This is a genomic window from Pseudoxanthomonas sp. LjRoot125 (assembly GCF_964252705.1).
Lineage (GTDB): Bacteria > Pseudomonadota > Gammaproteobacteria > Xanthomonadales > Xanthomonadaceae > Pseudoxanthomonas_A.
Window position 1 is genome coordinate 2,843,917 of record NZ_CAXUOY020000001.1, and the last position, 22,000, is coordinate 2,865,916.

The window sequence follows — 22,000 nt, forward strand, 5'->3', positions numbered from 1 at the left end:
CGTCAGCCTCGCTTGAGAGGTTGCTTGCCCGGCCGTTTGCCTTCGCGATAGAGCCGCACGAAATCGGCATCGTCATCGCTCAGGGTCTTCGGATCCGCCGCCAGCAGCGGTGCGACGTACTGGCGGTACAGCGGCTCGGCCTCCGCCTTGCGCCCCAGTTCGCCGTAGGTATCGATCAGGTTCCAGGCCGCGATGCGCGTTTCCAGATCGGTTTCACCCAGAACGCGCCGGCGCAGCTCGAACAGCCGTTGGTATTCCGGCACCGCCTCGGGAATACGGCCCAGCACGCGCAGCGCTTCGGCACGGATGACCATCGTGATCTGCGCCTGCGGGTGTTTCTCGCCCAACGTCTTCAACGCCAGCGGCTGCACATCGCCCAGCAGGCGCAGCGCCGCCTCCGGCTGGCCGGCATTGAGCAGCGTGCCGGCATGGTTGATCAGGATCGACAGCGTGTCCGGATGCGCGGCGCCCTGGGTACGGCTGCGCGCGGTGATGACCTGCTCTTCCAACGGCAGCGCCGCGGCGAAATCGTCAAGTCTCGCGTAGGCGGTCGCCAGATTCAGGCGAGTGCGCACCGTCTGCGGATGGTCATGGCCGAGAACGCGCTCGCGCGCGGCCAGCACCTCCTGCAGCGCCGGAACTGCGGCCTTCACCGCCTTCTTGTCGCCGCCATCGATCATCATCGTGGCCAGCGTGCTGCGCGCCTGCAGGGTGATGGGATGTTCGCTTCCCAGCTTGGTGGTGTAGCGCGTGGTGAGGTCGCGCTGCATCGCGATCGCCGCCTCCTTTTCGCGATTCATGATGCGCAGGACGGCCAGGTTGCCCATCGCGGACAGGGTTTCGTCGTCGTCCGGCCCCAGCGTCGCGGTCCGCAGCGCCACCACTTTCTCCATGTTGGCGCGCGCCTCGGGCAGTTCGCCCAGGTTGCGCTGCACGGCGGCGAGGTTGTTGGTGGCCTCCAGCGTGGCGGGATCGCGCTCGCCGACGCTGGCGAGCAAGCGTTCCTGTACGGCCTGCACGACGCCCTTGGCGCGCGGGCGATCGCCGCGTGCAGAGATCACCTGCGCCTGCGCCAGTTCCAGCTTGACCCGCACGCGGTCGTTCACCGGCAGCGCAAACGCGCGCGGCAGCGCCTTCTGCAACACGGTTTCGGCCTGGTCGATGTGCGCCCCTTCCAGCAGGGCCTGCACCTGTTCGTTGCGTGCGCGCAGCGTTTCCGGCGCACCCTCGCCCAACGCAACCGCGCGGTGTTCGGCGACCTGACCGAAATGCTCGGCCGCCTTGTCGTAACGTCCGATGGCGGCATACACGCGTGCGACCGATTCACGCAGGCTGGCGGCCACGTCGGGCTGGTCGGCGAAATCGCGGGCGATGGCCGCCTCGGCATTGGCGAGCAACTGGCGGTCCACCAGGTCGCGCGCCAGGTCGCCGGTGCTCGCCTTGGCCAGCGTCGCACCGAACATGGACGAGGCGCCCGGATCCACGCTCGCCACCTGGCGGACCAGCCCTTCGGACAAGCCGACCCCCATCGTCTCGATGTCGATGCCTTCCAGCATCGACTGCTGGAAGGCGGCAACCTTCTCCAGTTCCGCGCTGCGCGATTCGGCCACCGCACGCTGCGCGCGCGCCTGCTGCAGGCCGTACAGCGAAAGCCCCAGGCCACCGAACAGCGCGAGCAACACCACCGCGGCGGCGGCCGCCGCCGTGCGATGGCGGCGCAGGAACTTGCGCGCCGCGTACGCTCGGCTAGGCGGTACGGCATGCACCACGCGGTCATCGAGATAGCGCTGGAGGTCGTCCGCCAGCGCGGCGACCGAACCGTAGCGCGCCTCGCGATCGTGCTGCATCGCCTTGAGCACGATCCAGTCTAGATCGCCACGCAGGCGGTCGCGCATGCCGGCCGGCGACAGCTGGCGTTCGTCGGCGAACTGGCGCGCCTGCTCCGCCGGCAATGCCGCCAAGCGCGAGGAAGGCGCCACGGCGGTGGGCGTATCCGCCGCCCAGGTCTCGCCGACCGCATCCGGGCGCACACCGGTAATCAGTTCGTAAAGCACCACGCCCAGCGAATAGACGTCGCTGCGCGTGTCCACCTGGTGCGCGTCGCCATGCGCCTGTTCCGGGCTCATGTACTCGGGTGTGCCGGCACGCTCGAGCGCCGCGTCGCCCGCCAGCGAGGCCGCCATCGCGATACCGAAATCGATGATCTTCGGCACGGGCCGGCCATCGAGCGTGTCGACCAGCAGGTTGCCCGGCTTCAGGTCGCGGTGGACCACGCCCTTGTGGTGGGCGTGCTGCACGCCTTCGCAGACGCGGATGAACAACCCCACGCGTTCGTCCAGCGACAGCCGCTGTTCGCGGCAGTAGCGCGTGATCGGGCTGCCTTCGATCAGCTCCATCGCGAAGAACGGAAAGCCTTCCTCGGTGGCGCCGGCGTCGTAGATCTGCGCGATGGCGGGGTGGCGCATCTGCGCCAGCACCTGCCGCTCGACTTCGAAATGGGCCAGGTGGCGCGCCTGGAGCTTCTGCGCGCGCAGCAGCTTCAATGCGACCTCGCGGCGGACCGGCTCGAGTTGCGCGGCGCGATAGACCTCGCCCATGCCGCCGCGGCCAAGCAGGCCTTCGATGCGATAGCGGCCCAGCCGCGCGCCGGGTGCGAGCGTGCCGTCGGGCGCGGTGGGTGCGTCCTGCAGGCGCGTGGCGAGCTGCTCGGTGGGCGCGAGGTCGTCGTACGGATGCGATGTCATGCCACTATCCCCGGTGGGCGCCGCCATGGTACTGGAAGCCTGTCGCCGCCGGCCGATCCGGTACACTTCCGGACGCATCCGCCTTCCGCGCTCGCATGTCCCGGGACCCCCAAGACCAGCATACCACGCTCCGGACCGTCCTCAGCGACGGCCCGCGCCCGCTGTCGCCCCGCTCCGCCTGCGTGGTGGTGATCCAGGGCGAGGGCCTGGGCCGGCGCGCGGACATCGGCGACCAGCGCGTGGTCGTGGGCCGTTCGCAGGAGGCCGACCTGCATATCCCGCACAACAGCGTGTCGCGCCTGCATTGCGAAATCTGGCGCGATGGCGAGACCTACCGCGTCCGCGACCTCGGCGCCACCAACACCACGCGCTTGAACGATGCACCCGTGCAGGAAGCCGCGTTGTCCGACGGCGATCACCTGACGCTGGGCGAAAGCATCCTGAAGTTCATCAGCCACAGCAGCGTGGAAGCGCACTACCACGAAGAGATCTACCAACTGGCCACCCACGATGCGCTGACGGAGATGTACAACCGCCGGCATTTCATCGAGACGGTGGAGAAGGAGATCGCACGTGCGATGCGCCACCACCGCGCGTTGACGATGTGCATCATCGACGTCGACCTGTTCAAGCCGATCAACGACCGCTACGGCCACATTTCCGGCGACCATGTGCTGAAGCAGATCGCGGGGCTGGTGCGCCGGCACGTGCGCAACGACGATGCTGCTGCGCGCATCGGCGGCGAGGAGTTCGCGGTACTGCTGCCGGAATGCGGACCGGAAGCCGCCTACGGCTTCGCCGAGCGCCTGCGCGAAGCGGTGGAAGCGGTGGTGTTCCGGCCTGGCGGCGAAGCGCAGCGCATCACCGTGAGCATCGGCGTTGCCTCGCTGACACCCGAGCGCGATACCTGCAGCCGGATGATGGCGGCGGCCGATGCCGCGCTGTACCGCGCCAAGAGCGAAGGCCGCAACCGGGTCTGCATCGAGCCCTGACGGGCAAGCCGGCTCAGCCGCCCAGCCGCTCCACGCCGTATCCCGCTGCCCGCCACGCGTCGATGCCACCGCGTAGCGGCAGCACGTCGCGGAAACCCGCCGTACGCAGGCGCCCCGCCATCCAGGCCGCTGACACCTCGTCCGGGCAGGCGCAGTAGATGACGATCTTCCCCTCGTGTGGATAGGTCGCGAGGATGCCGTCGAGCTGGCGTTCGTCGGCGAAGATCGCGCCGGGAATGACGTAGGGATCCACATCGCGGAAGCCGGGCGCGCGGATATCGAACACCACGGGCGACTTGCCGTCGCGCACCAGCGCATCGAGCGCCGCTGGATCGATGCGGGCGGACTCCAGCGACTTCAGCAACGTGCGCCGACGCCACCACCGCCAGCCGACGTAGGCGACCAGCGCGGCGATGATCAGGCCGACCGCCCCCGTGCCCAGTTGCGACAACGCGTCGATGACGCGCTCCACCTGGTCGGCGAACAACACGCCCAGCCCCAGTCCCAGTGCGGCCCACAACGCGGCCCCCAGGCCGTCGTAGCGCAGGAAGCGCGGCAATCCCGCCTGCATCGCGCCGGCCAGTGGCACGGAGACCATCGACAGTCCGGGAATGAACTTCGCCACCGACAGGATGCGGATGCCGAAGCGTCCGTAGAATCGTTCGGTGCGCTTCATGCAGGTGTCGCGCGACAGCGACAACCGGCACAGCGACTGCAGCGTGCGGTTGCCGTAGCGGCGACCGGCATAGAACCACATGCTGTCGCCGATCAGCGAGGCCAGCACCGACACGCCGAGCGCACCGGCCAACGGAAGCCACAGCGGATCGGCATGCAGCGCCAGGCCGGCGCCGACCAGGATCAGGGTGGGCATCGCAGGCACGGGCAGGCCGAGCGACAACGCCAGCACGTTGGCGAACACCAGCAGCACGCCGTAGCGGTCGATCAGTTCCTGCATTGCGATCCCCGGGGAGTCCACGGCGCCTTCCGCGCCGTGGTTCGGCATGTTCGACCTCGTACGCGTCATCGGCAAGGCGTGGCTTTGCAACGATCCGTTGCCCGGCAAGATCGCGCACGCCTCTACCACCGGCCCGCGCGCCGGCCCTGCTGCGCTGCATGATCCGGGGCCGCGGCCAGGGGCCACCGAACGCGCCGGAAGGGGGGCATTCCGGCCAATGCAGGGGGCATGCGCAGCCAAACCCGCGTCCCTCACACCGACTTAATCCCTCCGCCGGCGTACGGGCCGACCATCCGCCGCTGTACGGTCGCCGCCCCCACGCGTGCCGCACGCCAAGGCAGTCCATCCCGTTGAACGTCCACAGACTCTCGCCGGAGGATCCGATCATGGTTGCACCCGTACGACCCGCCCGCCTGCCCCTCATCCTGGCCACCGCCGGCCTCACCCTGATGGTGGCGGCGCCTCTGAAAGCCGAAGAAGGCGATTACAGCTTCTGGCAAACCCTGGTGAACCTGGTGTCGCCGCCCAAGGCCGACAACAAGGTCACCGCCGCGCAGCGCACCGGCAACTATCCGCTTCTGTCGAATCCGTCCGGCTTCAACGACGGCTTCCAGCCCGGCCGCTACGACGCGTGGCAGACCATCCAGTTGGCGCCCTCCACCGGCGCGGTGTGCGGCGACGGCTCGCCGTTCAAGTTCTTCGTCAACCGCGTGGCCGATACGCGCAACACCATCATCTACATGGAAGGCGGCGGCGCGTGCTGGGACTACGCCAGCTGCACGGGTCAGAGCGGCATCCGCGGCGCGCGCAATCCCAACGGCATTCCCGACGACTACATGAGCCTGCTGAATCCGGGCGCCAGCCTGGTCAGCCCGTTCGTCACCCGCGTCAGCCCGTTCGATGCGGTGAAGACGCAGGGTTGGAACATGGTCTACGTGCCCTACTGCACCGGCGACATCTACAGCGGCGACCGCGTGGCGGTGTACGCCGACCCCAGCGGCCAGGCCGCGCCGCTCGTGTGGCACCACAACGGCGCCCGCAACGTGCGCGCGGTAGTGAGTTGGCTGAAGGACAACCTGCCGCGGCCGACGCAGATGTTGTCCACCGGCTGCAGCGCTGGCGGCGCCGGCAGCCTGACCAGCTACCACCCGCTGCGTCGCGACCTCGCGCCCACGCGCAGCTTCCTGATCGACGATTCCGGCCCGATCTTCCCGACCCTGAAGAACGGCAATCCGGTGGACTACCCGTCGCAACCGTTGATGGCGCTGATCCGCAGCGCCTGGGGCCTGGACCAGCCGAACGGTCCGCTGCCCTACCTCGCCAGCGGCCTGCCGCAGTTCGACCTCAACGAGCTCGGCAGCCTGTACCCGGCGCTGTCCAGCAAGTACGCGAGCGACCGCCTCGGCCATACGCACTTCTGGAAGGACCTCAACTATTCCTCGTACTCGTACGAGCGCTTCTATCCCGACATTGCCAACGCGCCCGACCAGGCGACCAAGGAAGCGCGCATCCACGCACGCTGGAACACCGACACGGCACGTCTGCGCGACCGTCTGAACACGCTGAACAACTTCGGCGGCTATTTCCCGCAGTACCGCGCGCTCAACGAGAGCCACTGCACCACGATCGTCGACTTCAAGAACGCCGACGTGCAGGCGCAGAACCTGGAGCTGAAACACTTCATCGACAGCGTGCTCGATGGGCAGGGCAAGGTGATCGATGCCAGCGAGCAGGACGACAAGGCGGACAAGGCCAAGCCGTTCAACCCGCTCTACTGGTTGATCGACCAACTACTGGGTTAAAGGGGCCGTCGTGGGCCGTCGCTCTGCGGCGGCCCATGCGACCCGGAGGAACGCATGAAATACCCGCTCGCCTGGGCCCTGGTTCTCGCCACCGCAGCCGGAGGTGCGCTGTGGTGGCAATCGCACGCCACGCGCTCACCGCCCTCGCCTGCCGCGGCGGACGCGACGCCGTCCGCATCGCTGGCTGTAGCCGGCCTGCAGGCGACACCGCAGGCAAAGGAGCATCGGGAACGCGAGCGCTTCGAAGCCGACGCGAAGGATTTCTTAGCCCGCGCATCGTCCCTGCGTCCGGTGGAACGCAGCGAACGGGCCGAGGCGTTGTCGCGCCAGATCGATCACTACGAAAGCCGTGGAGGGCTATCGGCGGGCGAAGCCGTCCTGCTCCGCACCGCGCTGGTCAAGGCGACGGTGGAGGATCCCGCTAGACAAGTCGAAGAAGTCGCCGCGATCGCCGACCGCTATCGCACCCATGCCGACCAACGCATGGCCGCGTTCGCGGCTCAGCAGCGCAGCGATCCCCGCTTCCAGGCCTACAAGACGCGCGAGGCACAGGTCGTCAGTGAGGTGATGGCGATGACCTCGATCCCGGCCGGACTCACCCGCGACCAGTACCTGCGGCAGCGGCTGCAGGAGGAGCGCGAACGCGCTTACGCGCCGTAGATCCATGAAGAGGGATGTGGGAGCGACGTAAGTCGCGATGAAGCGCTGCAGGTGATCTATCGCGACTTACGTCGCTCCCACAAAAACCCTAGCCTCGAACCTGCCACGGCCGCTCGCGGATGCGGTAGAGCACCAGATAGACGCCAGACACCCATGCGATGCCCGCGGCCCAGCCGCCGAGGATGTCGGATGGATAGTGCACGCCCAGGTAGATACGCGACGCACCCACCGTCAACGCGAACAGCACCGCCAGTGCCACCGCCAGCCAACGCCAGCGCGTATGCCAGCAGAGCAGCGCCACCACCATCGCCAACGTCGCCGATCCCATCGCATGGCCGCTGGGGAAACTGAAGGTGTGCTCGGGCGCGATGGATTCCCACAGGGTGGGCCGGTCGCGCTGGAAGAACTGCTTCGTCGCCAGGTTCAGCAGCGCCGATCCCGCGAACGAGGCACCGGCGAACGTGGCCTCACGCCAGCGCCGCGCGACCAGCAGGCCGACCGTCAGCGCGATGTCGACCGGCACCACGCCCCACTGGTAGCCGATTGCCGACATGAAGACGAAGAAGCGGTCCAGCGCGGGTCCGGCGAGCGCGTGCGCGCGCCACAGCAGCGGATCGTCGAAATAGAAGACTTCCAGCTCGTGGACTTCGTCAGCGAGTTCGACGAACAGCCACAGCGGCGCCAGCAGGCACAGGAACAGCAGGACCAGGCGGCCGCCATGCTCGCGCAGCAGGCGGGCGATAAAGCGTCCGCCCTGTGCCAGCCTGTCAGCCGGTGACACGCGCGTACTTGGCCTCGACGTAATCGTCGATCAGGGCGACGAACTCGTGGGCGATGTTTTCGCCACGCAGCGTGACCTTCTTCTCGCCGTCGACGAACACCGGCGCGGCCGGCGCCTCGCCCGTGCCCGGCAACGAAATGCCGATGTTGGCGTGGCGCGATTCGCCTGGCCCGTTCACCACGCAGCCCATCACGGCGAGGGTCATGTTCTCGGCGCCCGGATGCGTGACCTTCCACTCCGGCATCTTGCCGCGCACATGCTCCTGCACGACCTTGGCGAGTTCCTGGAAAAACTCGGACGTGGTGCGGCCGCAACCGGGACACGCGGTGACCATGGGCGTGAAGGCACGCAGCCCGGTGGTCTGCAGCAGTTCCTGCGCAACGATCACTTCCTGCGTGCGCGACTGGCCGGGTTCCGGCGTCAGCGAAATGCGGATGGTGTCGCCGATGCCTTCCTGCAGCAGCACGGCCAGCGCGGCGCTCGACGCCACGATGCCCTTGCTGCCGATGCCGGCTTCGGTCAGGCCCAGGTGCAGCGCGAAATCGGTGCGCGCCGCCATGTCGCGGTATACCGCGATCAGCTCCTGCACGCCGCTGACCTTGGCCGACAGCACGATGCGGTCGCGCGGCAGGCCAATCTCGACGGCGCGTTCGGCCGAATCCACCGCCGAGCGGATCAGCGCCTCGCGCAGTACGCGGCCAGCGTCCCACGGGACTTCGCGCGTGTGGTTCTCGTCCATCAGCTGCGCCGCGAGCGCCTGGTCCAGCGAGCCCCAGTTGGCACCGATGCGGACCGGCTTGCCGTAGCGGATCGCGAACTCGATCAGCTGGGCGAACTGGGTGTCCTTCTTCTTGCCGAAGCCGACATTGCCCGGATTGATGCGGTACTTGGCCAACGCTTCCGCACAGGCCGGCTCGCCCGCCAGCAGCTGGTGGCCGTTGTAGTGGAAGTCGCCGATCAGCGGCACCGAGATGCCCATCATCTCGAGCTTTTCGCGGATGCGCGGGATGGCGGCGGCGGACTCGGGATTGTTGACGGTCAGCCGGACCATCTCCGAACCGGCGCGCCAGAGTTCGGCGACCTGCTTCACGCTGCCGGCGATGTCGGCCGTGTCGGTGTTGGTCATCGACTGCACCACCACCGGGCGGCCGCCGCCGACGACGGCGTTGCCGATCTGGACGGCCTGGGTGATGCGGCGCGGCCAGGGCGCGGCGTCGGTGGGGGGCGTGGGGCGGGTGACGGCGTCGTGCATGCCGCCATTGTAGCGTGGGCACCCCACCGGCCTGCGACGTCATGCCGCAGGCCACGTGCGCGAGCTTGCTCTAGCATGTACCGATGCCGAATACCCTGCTGACCACCACGCCGTCGTTCCTGCGCACCCTGTGCAACCTGCGCTGGGTGGCGATCGTGGGCCAGGCGGTCACGGTGCTCGTGGCATTGGGGCCGTTGGGCATCGCCCTGCCCCGTTGGCCGTTGTGGGGCGGCATCGCAGCCCTGGCGCTGTTCAACGTCTATGCCACGTGGCGCAGCCACCGCCCCGGCGAGGAAACACCGGCCGAGGCCTTCGCCCACATGCTGGTGGACGTCGCCGTGCTGTCCTGGCTGGTGGCCTGGAGCGGCGGCATCGGCAATCCGTTCAGCTCGATGTTCCTGCTGCTGATCGCGGTCTCCGCGCTGGCCCTGCCGCTGCGCTGGGTGTTGGCCACCGGCGTGGCCTGCCTGCTGGGCTACATCCTGACCGCGGTCTTCGGCCGGCCGCTGCCGCACCTGCACGGCAACAACTTCAACGTGCACCTCTGGGGCATGGCGGTGAATTTCGTGCTTTCGGCCGGCGTGGTGCTGTACTTCTCCACGCGCCTGGTCGCCGCGCTACGCCTGCGCGAACAGGAACTCGCGCGCCTGCGCGAACGCTTCGCGCGCAACGAGGGCATCGTCGCGCTCGCCACGCACGCCGCCGCCGTCGCGCACGAGCTCAACACGCCGTTGGCGACGATGACGCTGCTGACCGAAGACATCCGCGAACACGCGAGCGAACCCGAGATCCGCGAGGACGCCGGCACGATGCGCCAGCTGATCGACCTGTGCCGCGACCGCGTGCGTGCACTCGCCGCCTCGGCCGACATGGGCGTGCACCAGCGCGTGGACCTGGACGACGTGGTGCAGCGCTGGCAACTGATCCGCCCTACGGTGGAACTGCAGCGCACCGGTGCCTTGCCGCCCTGGCTGGCAACCGACGCCTCCACCGGCCACCTGCTGCAGGCGCTGTTGAACAATGCCGCCGACGCCAGCCGCCAGGCCGGTTCGCAACGGGTAGACCTGGATCTGCGCTGCGAAGGCGACGAACTGGTCGGCACCGTGCGCGATTACGGCAATGGCTTCCATGAAGCGCTACCGTTCCAGGCCGAGCAACTCTTCCGCACCAGCAAGCCCGAGGGCATGGGCGTGGGCCTGGCCCTGTCGCATGCCACGATCGAGCGGCTGGGCGGGCGCATGACCATGCGCGCCGTGCCGCCCAAGGGCGTGCAGGTGCAATTCCGCCTGCCCGTGGCAGGCCACGACGAAACACCCTGACGCGAGGTTCCGGATGAAAGGCCTGCTGGTCGACGACGACGAACTCTATGCCCGCACGCTGCAGCGCAGCCTGGCGCGCAAGGGCATCGAGACCCAGATTGCGCTGGATGCGCCGAGCGCGCTGGCGCGGGCGCGCGAATTCCACCCGGATTTCGCCCTGGTCGACCTGAAGCTCGGCAGCGATTCCGGGCTGGCTCTGATCGAACCGCTGCGCGGCATCCGCGCCGACATGCAGATCCTGCTGGTCACCGGCTACGCCAGCGTGGCCACCGCCGTGGAATCGATCAAGCGCGGTGCCGACGACTACCTGCCCAAGCCGGCCACGGTGCCGACCATCCTGCGTGCGCTGGGACTGGAAGCGCCCACCACATCGCTGGACGATGCCGATGCGGCCGAAGACACCATGACGCCACTCAGCCGGCTGGAGTGGGAGCACATCCAGCAGGCGCTCGCCGAAACCGAAGGCAACATCTCCGCCGCTGCGCGCCTGCTGGGCATGCACCGCCGCTCACTGCAGCGCAAGCTGGCCAAGCGGCCAGGCCCCGAGCGCCGCTGGATCGACGAGTAATCGTCAGCCGGGCGGATCGCGGTCCGGATCCGCCGCCAGGCCTGCACCAAGCCCCATGCCGGCGCCGGCACCCATGCCCGCGCCCATGCCGCCCGCACCGCCACCGGCGCGCGCCCCGCCGCCCTGTCGATCCTCGCCTTTGCCGCCCTCGCCTTTGCCCTTGGTGGCCACGGGTCGCGCCGGCCCTTGCCGGGGAATGGCGAGGCCGGTGGGAACGGGCTCAAGGTCGAGCACGCTGCGGATGAAATCGCGCAGCGAGACCACCAGCGCATGCGTGTGGATGGGTTTCCCCGCGGCGAGATCGGTGGCGGCCTGCGCCGCCAGCCGCACCTGTTCGTCGGTGCCCAGCAGGATGATGTCGGACAAGGCCGCTTCGACCGCATCGCGGATGCGACGACCACGGTCGCTCCCGGTGTCGTCCTCACCGCCCTCGTCGCGCACGCGTTGGCGCAGCTCGCGCAGATGGGTGGGATCGACTTCCAGGTCACCGGTGAACGAGCCGCCCAGCGTCTTGTAGGCGGCGATCAGCGTGCGCAGACGCTCGTTGATCTGGCGGTTCTCGCGCGCACGCCGCTCCTGCACCGTCTGCATGACGAGCAGGCGGATGCCGACGCCGATCAGCGTGATCAACGCCAATCCCGCTAGCGTGGTGAGCAGGCCCTGCCACGAACTGAAATCCAGACCGCGCATGGATATCTCCTCCGGAATGCCTACGGCAGCATAGCGGACGCGTCAGCGCGCAAAGGCGACGCGCGCGCCGCGCAGGTGCGGCGCCGCGTCCGCCACATCGGTCCACACCAGCCAGGCCGCGCCGTGCGCCCATTGCAGGCGCGGAATGCCGCTGGCGCGTCCGCGTGCTGCGAGCGTGGCAACGTAGGTACGCTGCGCCTGCTTCCAGGACTCGTCATAGCGACCCAGGACGAGGCGCTGGTCCGCGCCATCGCCCTCCTCCAGCCAACTGACGAACAGATGTCCGTCGCCGCGCGCCAGCCCGAGGCGGCCCAGCACCTGCGGCCCCTTCGCGAGCGTGACGGGTGCACCGAACGTATCGCCTGCATCCTGCGACCGCGCCGCGCGTACCTCCGGCATGCCGTCGGCTTCGGTGTACCAGGCCACCCAGACCGACGACCCCTCGGCCACGACCATCGGGCCGTTCACCGGACACCCCGCGATCTCCCAGCCGTCGGCATGGACGTCGCGCGGCGGCGTCCACGCGGTTCCGTCAAAACGGACGAGGCGGGTGTCGCGGATCTCGCCCGTCGTGCGACCTCTGTAAACCACAACGGTGCCGCGATCGGTCACGGCGGACGAGGTCGTGCAACAGTCGCAGGTGGACGTATCGAGCGCCCATTCGGCTTGTTGCTGCGCATTGGCGTCGTACAGCGCAGCGCGCAGCATCATGGGCGCGCCTCCCCCATGATCGTGTCCGCCGTCGTCGTGCCCCGCATGCCCCGCCGCCGCCTTCTGGCGGCTGTCCAGCCAGGCAATGCCCAAGCGATCGCGCGCATGCGGCCAGAACGTCACGAATCCATGGTCGCCACGCGTCGGCGGATGCACCAGCCCAGGCGCGCTCCAGGCGCTTCCGCCCGTTTCCGACCTCACCAATGCGATGCCGTAGTCCATCGGATCGGGGCCGGTGCGGCGCAACCAATGCGCCCACAGCGAGCCGTCCTGCAACGCGAACACATGCGGCGTGTCGGCCCAGTTGCGGAAGAGATCATCGCCTTCGGCGATCGTTGCCGGCGATGACCAGGCGCCCTGATGCGCCATCGCATCCCATCGACTGACCCGGAAGCGGTGCTGCGTTCCCTCGGCGGGTTCGAGCCAGCTCAGCAACAGCCCACCCTCCGGCGTCGCCACGAGATCCGGCTGCGCGGCGCCCGCCGCCACCGGCAGCGACCAGGCATGCACGGTGCCTTGCGACGCGGACGGCGTGGTCGCAACGGGCGCATCCGCGGGCGTACACCCGGCGACGATCAGGGCCATCAGCCACGGCGCCACCCAGCAACGCCATCCGGACGAACGAAGAGGCATCGGCATGCAGCGGTTCCGGGCGACAGGAGACCGCCATTCCATCATGGATTCCGCATGGGCGGCGGCATCGACGGCCAGCGTTTATCCTTGCGGCATGACGGACACGGCCCGCGACATCCTTACGCCCAGCCAGCTGAACGCGCTCGCGCGCAATCTGCTGGAAGACACCTTCCCGCTGATCTGGGTGGAAGGCGAGCTGGGGAACGTCACGCGGCCGGCGTCGGGGCACCTGTACTTCACCCTGAAGGACGCGCGCGCCCAAGTGAAGTGCGCCATGTTCAAACCGAAGAGCCAGTGGTTGAAGTTCGCGCCGCGCGAAGGCCTGCGCGTACTCGCGCGCGGACGGCTGACGCTGTACGAAGCGCGCGGCGACTACCAGTTGGTCGTCGACCACATGGAAGAGGCCGGCGAGGGCGCGTTGCGGCGCGCGTTCGAGGAATTGAAGGCGAAGCTCACCGCCGAGGGTCTGTTCGATGCCGATCGGAAGCGCCTGCTACCCGCGCATGTGCGGCGCCTTGCCGTGCTTACGTCGCCGACCGGCGCGGCCGTGCGCGACGTCCTGAGCGTCCTGCAGCGACGCTACCCCTTGCTGGAGGTCGACGTACTGCCCGTGCAGGTGCAAGGCGAAACCGCCGCGGCGCAGATCGTCGAGATGCTGCAGCGCGCGGGACGCAGCGGCCGCTATGACGTACTGCTGGTGACGCGCGGCGGCGGTTCCCTGGAAGACCTGTGGGCCTTCAACGACGAACGCCTGGCGCGCGCGATCGCGGCTTCGCCGGTGCCGGTGGTGTCCGCCGTCGGCCATGAGACCGACTTCAGCCTGGCCGACTTCGCCGCCGACCTGCGCGCGCCTACGCCGTCGGTCGCCGCCGAATTGCTGGTGCCGGACCGCCGCGACCTGCTCGCACGCGTGCGGATGCTGCACAGCCGACTGGCGAGCACGCAGGCCCATCGCCTGCGCAACGCGATGCAACGCGCCGATCGCGCGGCGCTGCGCTTGAACGCACAACGTCCGCAAGCGCGTTTGGCGATGCTCGGCCAACGCCAGGATGCCGCCGTGCGACGCCTGCATGCGCTGTGGCAGGCGCGCCGTGCCCGCCACCTGGCGAGTCTGCGCCACGCCGAGGCGATCCTGCGCGCGCACGCCCCGCAGCGGCGCCTCGAACAACTGCGTGCACGCCTGCTGGCCCTCGCGCCGCGTCCGCAAGCGCTGGTGGCGCGCACGCTGCAACGCGACGCCCTGCGCCTGCGCGCCCTCGCCCGCTCGCTGGAAGCCGTCAGCCCCCTCGCTACCGTCGCACGCGGGTATGCGCTGGTGACGAAGGAAGACGGAACCCTGGTACGAACGGTGGCCCAGGTGCAGGCCGGCGACCAGGTATCCGCGCGCCTTGCCGATGGCCATGTGTCGCTGCAGGTGGTCTCGACGCACGCGACGCCCACTTCGAAAGACCCGTGATCGCCGCGAGGGCACGCGCAGTCCCCGGTTAACCCCACTCCTAAACCCCGGGCGTTCGACCTTCCGTACCCACCACGGAGTCACGCCATGTCGCACCGCCGCCTGACCTTCACCCTGCTCGCCGTCGCCATCCTCGCCGGCTGCAACTCGAACCCCACCGCGCAGCAGGTTCCCGCCGGGAAAACGGACACCCCCTCACCGCCAACGGAGGCCGTGGTCGCCGAAGCGGCGGCGGACGCCGCGGCAGCCGCTGCCGTCGCGAGCTCGGACGCCGAGCGCCGCGAGCGCGCGACGCTCGATAGCGTCGTCGTCACCGGCGCACGCCTTTCGCGCCAGGAAAAGGCCGCCGTGGCCGCCCCGCCGGCCTATGCCTATGCACCTCCGCCCCCGCCCGCCCCTGCCTCGGTCGGCTACCTCCAGGCCAATGTCATCGGTGGCGCGGCCGCTTATCCGCAGGCGCAACCCGCCAATACCGAGAAGTACGCCGAACGCGACGACAATCCCGTGCGGCGCACGCTGGACGAGCCGGTCTCGACCTTCTCCGTCGATGTGGACACCGGCAGCTACAGCAATGTGCGCCGCATGTTGCGCGATGGCCAGCGGCCGCCCGCCGACGCGGTCCGCGCAGAAGAGTTCATCAACTACTTCCGCTACGGCCATGCCGCGCCCACGGACCGCAGCCGCCCGTTCCACGTGACCACCGAACTGGCGCCGGCGCCGTGGAACGCCAAACGCCAGGTGCTGATGGTCGGCATCAAGGGCTATGACGTACCGAAGGCGACGCTGCCGGCATCGAACCTGGTCTTCCTGCTCGACACCTCCGGCTCGATGGAATCCCCGGACAAGCTGCCGCTGCTGAAGCAGTCCTTCGCCCAGTTGGTGCCGCAACTGCGTGCGCAGGACCGCGTCAGCATCGTGGTCTATGCCGGTTCTGCCGGCCTGGTGCTGCCGCCCACGCCGGGCGATCGCCACGACGAGATCCTCGCCGCGCTGGACCGCCTCCAGGCCGGCGGCAGCACCAACGGTGGCGATGGCATCCGCCTGGCGTACGCGATGGCCAAGCAGGCCTACGTGCCCAATGGCGTCAATCGCGTCATCCTGGCGACCGATGGCGACTTCAATGTCGGCACCATCAGTCAGGACGCGCTGGAAACGATGGTGGCAGACCAGCGCAAGTCGGGCATCGCGCTGACCACGCTGGGTTTCGGCACCGGCAACTACAACGATGCGCTGGCCGAGAAGCTGGCCGACGTCGGCGATGGCAACCATGCCTACATCGACACGCTGCAGGAAGGCCGCAAGGTGCTGGTCGAAGAGATGCAGTCCACCTTGCTGACCATCGCGCGCGACGTGAAGATCCAGGTGGAGTTCAATCCCGCCGTCGTCGCCGAGTACCGCCTGATCGGGTACGAAAACCGCGTGCTGGCGAACGAGGACTTTGCCAACGACAAGGTGGACGCCGGCGATATCGGTGCAGGCCACGAGGTGACGGCCCTGTACGAAATCACCCCGGTCGGTTCCGGTGCGGATCGCCTGCCGGCGCTGCGTTATGGCGGCAAGACCGTGGCAGCCGACGCGGCCACCGGTGAGGTTGCCCATCTGCGCCTGCGCTACAAACTGCCGGGCCAGGACGCCAGTCGCCTGATCGAAGCGCCGATCGCACGCGATTCACTGACGACGCAACCCACCGATGCCTTTCGCTTCGCCACCGCCGTGGCCGCGTATGCCGACCTGCTGCGCGGCGGCCAACGCATCGACGGCTGGGCATGGAACGACGTGGCACGCACTGCCCGCGCGGCGACGGGGCGCGATCCCTACGGACTGAAGGCCGAGTTCGTCGGCATGATCGACCAGGCGCATCGCCTTGTCGCTGCGCAGACGGATGCGCCGGCGATTGCGGGCGAGTGATCGTGGTCGATGCGGATGCGGCAGGGACGCCGCTCCGCAACTTGGATGCGCGGCCGATCAGGCCGCGTCGATCGTGGTGGCCTGGTCCAGGCTGGCCGCCGGCCGGCCCAGCAGGTAGCCCTGCCCCAGATGGCAGCCCAGTTCCACCAGGGACTGGCGCTGCTCTTCGGTTTCCACGCCCTCGGCAATCGTCTCGATGCCCAGGGTGCCGGCCAGTGCAAGGATCGCGCGCACCAGGGCCAGGCTTTCGGGCCGCGCTTCGTTGCCCAGCCCGGAGACGAAACTGCGGTCGATCTTGAGCACCGAGATGGGGAAGCGATGCAGGTACGACAGCGCCGAAAAGCCGGTGCCGAAGTCGTCCAGTTGCGCAAGGATGCCGTGCTGGCGCAGCGTGCGCAGGATGCGCAACGTCCGGGGCGCGTCATCGAGCAGCGCGACCTCCGTGATCTCCAGTCGCAATTGCGACGGGTCGGCGCCCTGCGCCTCGAACATGGCCAGCAGGCGGTCGGCGAAATCCGGAGAACGGAAATGCCGCGGCGACACGTTGACCGAGATGTAGCCCTCCACGCCACGCGCGATCTGCCGCACGACTTGTTCGTAAAGCAGCCAGTCGACCTGTTCGATCAGTCCGCTGTCCTCGCCCAGCCCGATGAATTCCGCGGGCAGCAGCAGGCCACGACGCTCGTGCTGCCAGCGCAGCAGCGCTTCGTGCCCAATCACGCGACCATCGTCCATGCGGCGGATCGGCTGGTAGAACGGCAGGAAATCGCGATTGTTGATGGCGCGCCGCAAGTCGGCTTCCAGGTCCAGGCTCTGCATCGCGGCTTCGCGCATCGCCTCGTCGAACAGCGCGGAGCGGTCGCGCCCCTGCTCCTTCGCGCGGTACATCGCCGCGTCCGCGTCGCGCAGCAGTTCCTCGCCATTGCGGTAGCGGGGATGCCAGAGCGCGATGCCCAGGCTGGCGGACGGGAACAGTTCGCGCCCTGCCACCCACATCGGCCGACCCAGCACCGCGAGCAGGCGCTGGGCAAAATCGCGCACGTTCTCCACGCCGTCGGCGTACTCGACCAGCAGGGCGAACTCGTCGCCGCCGAGCCGCGCGACCACGTCGTCGCCGCGCACGCTCATGGTGATGCGGCGGGCGACTTCGACCAGCAGCTCATCGCCTGCCGCATGCCCCATGCTGTCGTTGACGAGCTTGAAGCGGTCCAGGTCGAGGAACAGCACCGCGAAGGCCTGCCCGTCGCCGTGGCGGGCGCGTTCGATCGCGGCCGACAGGCGGTCGAGCAGGTGCGGACGGTTCGGCAGGCCGGTCAGCGCATCGTGCGTGGCCTGATAGGTGAGCTGCTGTTCGGCGCGCAGGCGTTCGCTGATCTGTCCGCGCAACTGGTGATTGGCTTCGTTGAGCTCGCGCGTGCGTTCTTCCACCCGTCGTTCCAGGTCCGCGTGCGCACTGCGCAGTCGATCCTGCGTCAGCTGGCGGTCCAGGCCGTTGCCGATGTGGTGGGCGACGAAGGTCAGCAGGTTCTGGTCGTGCGACGTGAATTTCACTTCGTCCGAGTAACTCTGCACCACCACCGTACCGACGACATCCTCGCCGCGGAACAGCGGTACGCCCAGCCAGCTGTGCGCAGGCGGCCCGTGTTGCAGCACCTTGCCCGCCTCGGCGAGCTGCCCGATCACTTCGCGGTCCGCGAGCAGCGGGCGGCCGGTGGCGACGACATACTCCGTCAGGCCATTGGTCATCCGTCGCGCCTTGCGCATCGGGTCGCGTTCGTCGATGGAGTACGGGAAGTTGAGCTCTTCACCATCTTCCGAGACCAGCGCGATGTAGAAGTTGCGGGCATTGATGAGCTCGTCCACCACCACGTGCACGTCGGCGTAGAAGCGCTCCAGGCTGTCGGAAGTGATCGCCAGTTCGGTGATGCGGAACAGCGCGCGCTGCAGTTTCTCCGCCCGCTTGCGCTCCATGATCTCCGCTTGCAGTTCGCGATTGGCGCGCTGCAGTTCGTGGGTGCGGACCGCCACGCGGTGCTCCAGCTCCACGTGGGCATGCTTGCGGTCCAGCGCGGTCAGGATGTGCTGGGCCACGTAGCCGAGCAGCGCGCGGTCTTCATCGGCGTAACTGGCAGGCGTGTCATAGCTCTGCACGACGATGGCGCCGCAGACGCGGTCTTCGCGCCGCATCGGCACGCCCAGCCAGTCCAGGCTGTCGGGACCGTGCGACGGATCGCGGACGACGCCCAGCTTCTGCCGGATCACCGCCGAGGGGCCACGCAGCGGCTGCCCATGGCGCAGCAGCGCGAAGGTCATGCTGTTGGCCATCTCTTCTTCTCCGAACTCGCGCTCGGGCTCGGCGATGTACGGGTCGCGCTGGTCCGCGAAGTAAAGGAAGCGGACCGTGCGGCGCTGGTCGTCGTAAAGGACGATGTAGCAGTTCTCCGCATACATCAGCGAATTCACGACCGCGTGGATGCGGCGGAGCATCTCCGGCATCTCGAGGTCCGCGCCCGCCAGATCGGCGATCTCGTACAGCGCCTGCTGCAGGCGCTTGGATTTCTCCAGCGAGACGATGCGCGCCTGCGCGCGCGACGCATCCAGCGTGGTCACCAGCAAGGTGCGGGCGAGCAGGAGCCAGGATTCTTCCTCGACCATCGACAGCGGAGCCGGTAACGCCACGGCGAGAGCGACCCGTGCGTTGCCGTCGGCGTTGTCCCAGGCGTGCACGCGCAGGTCGGGACCGTCGTGTTCGACGATCGCCTCGGCCAGCGCGTGTTCGGCGCGCCGCCGGAGCATGGCGGAGGCACCCGGTGTGGCGCCGGCTCCGTTGCCCAGCGCCCAGTCCCGCCAGCAGACCGCCAACTCCGCGCCTGCCGGCAGCAGCCCACGCAGGATCGACGCGATCCGCTCAGCGGGCGACGCGGGCGTGCTGGCCGGATTGTCTGCGCTGATCGATGGCGTAGGCATGACCGTGTCCCGACAGAGACGGTGCAAGTATCTGGATATCCCCCCGGCGAGCATACCGCCTGCCGCCCCCTGAACGGAAACCGCGCCGCAACCCCATCCCGGCCCGCGAGGCGTTCACCCTTCATGTGTGCAAGACGCTCGCCAGCGCCACCGTCGTCCTCATCGGCCCGGAAACCGCCTCGGCCGGATGGCTGAACGCGTCGGCCGTGCTGCCCCGCCCCGGCTTCACGGCCGTGCGCGGACCGCTTACGCTGGCGGCGGTGAACGATCTTGCCGAACCTGCCGACGAAACCCTGATGCTGGCGTACGCCGCCGGCGACGCGTCGGCCTTCGAGCAGCTCTACGCGCGCCATCGCGGACCGCTCTACCGGTTCCTGCTGCGCCACCTGCGCGATGCGGCACTGGCCGATGAGTTCTTCCAGGACACCTGGCAGCGCGTGATCGCCGCGCGCCAGGGCTGGAAACCGGAAGCGGCGTTCGGGACCTGGCTGTACCGGATCGCGCACAATCGGCTGAACGACCATTGGCGCGCCTTGAAGCACCGGCCGGCGGCTCCCGAGGACGCGGAAGCCCGCACCGAGCGCGTCCCGGACCCGGATACGCCCGAGCGGCAGCTGTCCGAGTTCGAGCAGCGACGGCGGTTGCAGGTCGCGATGGAGGAGTTGCCGCCCGAACAGCGCGAAGTGCTGCTGTTGCGGTTGGAGCAAGAACTGACCCTGGAGGAGATCGGCGAGATCACCGGCGTGGGCCGGGAAACCGTGAAATCGCGGTTGCGGTATGCGATGGACCGGTTGCGGTCGAGGTTGAACGAATGAAGACGCCCCACGAACCCCTGACGCCCGAAGAACGCGCCCTGGCGGAGTCCCTGTCCAGGCTCGGCCCCCATGGCGGCCCGTCGCCCGGCCTGGATGCGCGCATCCTCGGCGCCGCCCGGGCGGCCGTGCAGGACGCCCCGGCGAACCGTGGCGTCACCGCACCACCCGCGCGCCGGCGCTGGCCGCTCGGCTTTGGCGTGGCTGCTTCGGTGCTGCTGGCCGCCGGGATCGCGTGGCAATTGCGACCCACCCACGAGGTGCCGGTCGTCAGCGAGGTGCCCGTATTGGCCAAGCGCGACACCGCCGTGATGTCCGCACCGGCGGAACAAGCCGCCGATGCGGCGGCCGCCCCGGAGATGGACGCCGCTGCGGCTGCTCCTGCCGTTGAGTCCTACGAACCCCCTCCGCCGGTTCGGCAGCTCAGCCCACCCAGGGCCGAGACCGCGCCAGCGCCGCCCATGCCCTCCAGCCCGGCCCGCAGGAACGCGGAGGCTGCCGCGCGCCGGGAGGCGCCGCCCAAACGCGGCCCGCTGTCGATCATCCCCACCGTGCCGGGCCTGCCCGCGCCCGCCGAACCCACGCTGGCGCGCAAGTCGACGGCACCCCAGGCGTTTCCCGAGGTGGTTGAAGATCGCTCCACTGCCGCCGCCGACCTCGAGGAGCGTGCACGGGAGCAACAGTCGCGCCAACGCGCTTTGGCCGAACAACAACGCGAACAGCAGCTGCGTAGCGAAAGCGAGCGTCGGTCGAGCGAAGCCAAAGCGGCCGCCGACTCCTCCGACACGCTCGACGCCGTCATGGTGACCGGATCGCGGATCTCGAAGCAGGAAGGCTATGTCGCAGCGCCGGCCGCAGCCCCACCGCCGCCCCCGCCCGCCCCTGCCGCCAGCGCAGGCGCCGCGTCGCCCAGCGTGGCGCGCAACGCGCTGCGGCGGACCGAGCTGCAGGTGCCGGTGGACGAAGACGCGCGCCTGATGCCCGCCGAGTGGCTGGACCGGATCCGCCTGCGCCGCGACCTCGGCGACAGCGCCAACGCGCTGCGCAGCCTGCAGCTGTTCGTGCAGGAACACCCCTTCCAGCGCGTGCCGGACGACCTGCGACCGCTGCTGGGAACGCCGTGACCGATACGCTCGCGGCGCGCGCCTCCCATCTGTTGGAGGTGAAGCACAGCCGTTTCCTCGCACTGGCTGCACCCGTCGCAACACCGGACGACGCGCTCGCCTTCCTTCGCGATGTCGCCGTCCCCGATGCCACGCACAACTGCTGGGCGTACCGGATAGGCAACGAGTACCGCTCCAGCGACGATGGAGAGCCCGCGGGGACCGCCGGCCGCCCGATCCTGGCTGCGATCGACGGCCAGGGCTATGACCGGGTGATGGTGGTGGTGACCCGCTGGTACGGCGGCATCAAGCTGGGTGCAGGCGGCCTGGTGCGCGCTTATGGCGGGGCGGCGGCCGAGTGCCTCCGGCAGGCGCCGCGCCTGCCCGTCGTGGCGATGGCCTCCCTGGTCCTGGCCTGTCCATTCGACGATCTGGGCGCCGTGCATGGCGCGCTGGCCACCCATCTGGCGGTGAAACAGGACGAATCATTCGACGAATCGGGCGCCCGGCTCGCGGTCGAACTGCCCGCCGATCGCGTGGACGCCTTGAAAACCCAGCTGCGCGACGCCACCCGTAACCGTGTGCGCGTGATGCCGGCCATGGCCTGACGCGCTGCGCGAGGCGGATGCGGGAGGCGCTGCGGGATC

The 22,000-nt window shown here is 69.0% G+C and carries 17 protein-coding genes; 10 read left to right on the plus strand and 7 right to left on the minus strand.

The features are described 5' to 3' along the window. Positions 1-2: 2 nt before the first annotated feature. Positions 3-2,744 carry a tetratricopeptide repeat protein gene (locus tag ACSION_RS13135; RefSeq protein WP_435306253.1) on the minus strand — a complete coding sequence of 914 codons (2,742 nt, stop codon included), beginning with the start codon at positions 2,742-2,744 and terminating at the stop codon, positions 3-5. Positions 2,745-2,839: 95 nt separating this feature from the next. Here ACSION_RS13135 and ACSION_RS13140 point away from each other — a divergent pair, with 95 nt between their 5' ends. Continuing rightward, positions 2,840-3,736: a diguanylate cyclase gene (locus ACSION_RS13140; protein ID WP_435306254.1), complete on the plus strand. Its 897-nt coding sequence runs from the start codon at positions 2,840-2,842 to the stop codon at positions 3,734-3,736. Positions 3,737-3,749: 13 nt separating this feature from the next. Here the strand turns inward: ACSION_RS13140 and ACSION_RS13145 are convergent, their stop codons facing one another. After that, positions 3,750-4,691: a DedA family protein/thiosulfate sulfurtransferase GlpE gene (locus tag ACSION_RS13145; protein ID WP_435306709.1), complete on the minus strand. Its 942-nt coding sequence runs from the start codon at positions 4,689-4,691 to the stop codon at positions 3,750-3,752. 386 nt (positions 4,692-5,077) lie between these two features. Here ACSION_RS13145 and ACSION_RS13150 point away from each other — a divergent pair, with 386 nt between their 5' ends. Together ACSION_RS13150 and ACSION_RS13155 are read left to right on the plus strand one after the other, a co-directional pair. Then, on the plus strand, positions 5,078-6,493 hold the full coding sequence (locus tag ACSION_RS13150; RefSeq protein WP_435306255.1) for a pectin acetylesterase-family hydrolase: 1,416 nt from the start codon (positions 5,078-5,080) through the stop codon (positions 6,491-6,493). 54 nt (positions 6,494-6,547) lie between these two features. Then, positions 6,548-7,153, plus strand: a complete 606-nt coding sequence (locus ACSION_RS13155) for a hypothetical protein (protein WP_435306256.1) — start codon at positions 6,548-6,550, stop codon at positions 7,151-7,153. Between the two features lie 88 nt (positions 7,154-7,241). On the opposite strand, the gene ACSION_RS13160 is transcribed toward ACSION_RS13155, so the two are convergent. Next, positions 7,242-7,916, minus strand: coding sequence for a phosphatase PAP2 family protein (locus ACSION_RS13160; RefSeq protein ID WP_435306710.1), 675 nt, complete (start codon positions 7,914-7,916; stop codon positions 7,242-7,244). Between the two features lie 4 nt (positions 7,917-7,920). Beyond that, positions 7,921-9,186, minus strand: coding sequence for a flavodoxin-dependent (E)-4-hydroxy-3-methylbut-2-enyl-diphosphate synthase (ispG, locus tag ACSION_RS13165; protein ID WP_435306257.1), 1,266 nt, complete (start codon positions 9,184-9,186; stop codon positions 7,921-7,923). Between the two features lie 83 nt (positions 9,187-9,269). On the opposite strand from ispG, the gene ACSION_RS13170 reads away from it, so the two are divergent. Both ACSION_RS13170 and ACSION_RS13175 read left to right on the plus strand, forming a co-directional pair. Further along, on the plus strand, positions 9,270-10,505 hold the full coding sequence (locus tag ACSION_RS13170; protein WP_435306258.1) for an ATP-binding protein: 1,236 nt from the start codon (positions 9,270-9,272) through the stop codon (positions 10,503-10,505). A gap of 13 nt (positions 10,506-10,518) precedes the next feature. Next, positions 10,519-11,073 carry a response regulator transcription factor gene (locus ACSION_RS13175; RefSeq protein ID WP_435306259.1) on the plus strand — a complete coding sequence of 185 codons (555 nt, stop codon included), beginning with the start codon at positions 10,519-10,521 and terminating at the stop codon, positions 11,071-11,073. 3 nt (positions 11,074-11,076) lie between these two features. On the opposite strand, the gene ACSION_RS13180 is transcribed toward ACSION_RS13175, so the two are convergent. Together ACSION_RS13180 and ACSION_RS13185 are read right to left on the minus strand one after the other, a co-directional pair. Further along, the gene (locus tag ACSION_RS13180) at positions 11,077-11,763 is read right to left on the minus strand and encodes a hypothetical protein (protein WP_435306260.1); all 687 of its coding nucleotides are present in this window, start codon (positions 11,761-11,763) and stop codon (positions 11,077-11,079) included. Positions 11,764-11,805: 42 nt separating this feature from the next. Continuing rightward, entirely contained in the window at positions 11,806-13,113 is a 1,308-nt protein-coding gene (locus ACSION_RS13185; protein WP_435306261.1) for a hypothetical protein, read from the minus strand. 88 nt (positions 13,114-13,201) lie between these two features. On the opposite strand from ACSION_RS13185, the gene xseA reads away from it, so the two are divergent. Together xseA and ACSION_RS13195 are read left to right on the plus strand one after the other, a co-directional pair. After that, positions 13,202-14,563 carry an exodeoxyribonuclease VII large subunit gene (xseA, locus tag ACSION_RS13190; RefSeq protein WP_435306711.1) on the plus strand — a complete coding sequence of 454 codons (1,362 nt, stop codon included), beginning with the start codon at positions 13,202-13,204 and terminating at the stop codon, positions 14,561-14,563. Positions 14,564-14,650: 87 nt separating this feature from the next. Then, positions 14,651-16,471: a vWA domain-containing protein gene (locus ACSION_RS13195; RefSeq protein WP_435306262.1), complete on the plus strand. Its 1,821-nt coding sequence runs from the start codon at positions 14,651-14,653 to the stop codon at positions 16,469-16,471. A 57-nt stretch (positions 16,472-16,528) separates the two neighbouring features. Here ACSION_RS13195 and ACSION_RS13200 read toward each other — a convergent pair whose 3' ends face one another. After that, positions 16,529-19,438, minus strand: a complete 2,910-nt coding sequence (locus ACSION_RS13200; protein WP_435306263.1) for a bifunctional diguanylate cyclase/phosphodiesterase — start codon at positions 19,436-19,438, stop codon at positions 16,529-16,531. A gap of 296 nt (positions 19,439-19,734) precedes the next feature. Between ACSION_RS13200 and ACSION_RS13205 the strand changes: the two genes are divergently transcribed. Genes ACSION_RS13205 through ACSION_RS13215 form a run of 3 tightly spaced genes read left to right on the plus strand, consistent with a single transcriptional unit; the run spans position 19,735 to position 21,961 of the window. Beyond that, complete coding sequence (locus tag ACSION_RS13205; protein ID WP_435306712.1) at positions 19,735-20,253, plus strand: RNA polymerase sigma factor; 519 nt, start codon at positions 19,735-19,737, stop codon at positions 20,251-20,253. Beyond that, positions 20,250-21,374 carry a hypothetical protein gene (locus ACSION_RS13210; RefSeq protein ID WP_435306264.1) on the plus strand — a complete coding sequence of 375 codons (1,125 nt, stop codon included), beginning with the start codon at positions 20,250-20,252 and terminating at the stop codon, positions 21,372-21,374. Before ACSION_RS13205 ends, ACSION_RS13210 begins: the two co-directional genes overlap by 4 nt. Then, positions 21,371-21,961 (plus strand): IMPACT family protein, encoded by a 591-nt coding sequence (locus tag ACSION_RS13215; RefSeq protein ID WP_435306265.1) that lies wholly within the window; start codon positions 21,371-21,373, stop codon positions 21,959-21,961. Before ACSION_RS13210 ends, ACSION_RS13215 begins: the two co-directional genes overlap by 4 nt. Positions 21,962-22,000: the final 39 nt, after the last annotated feature.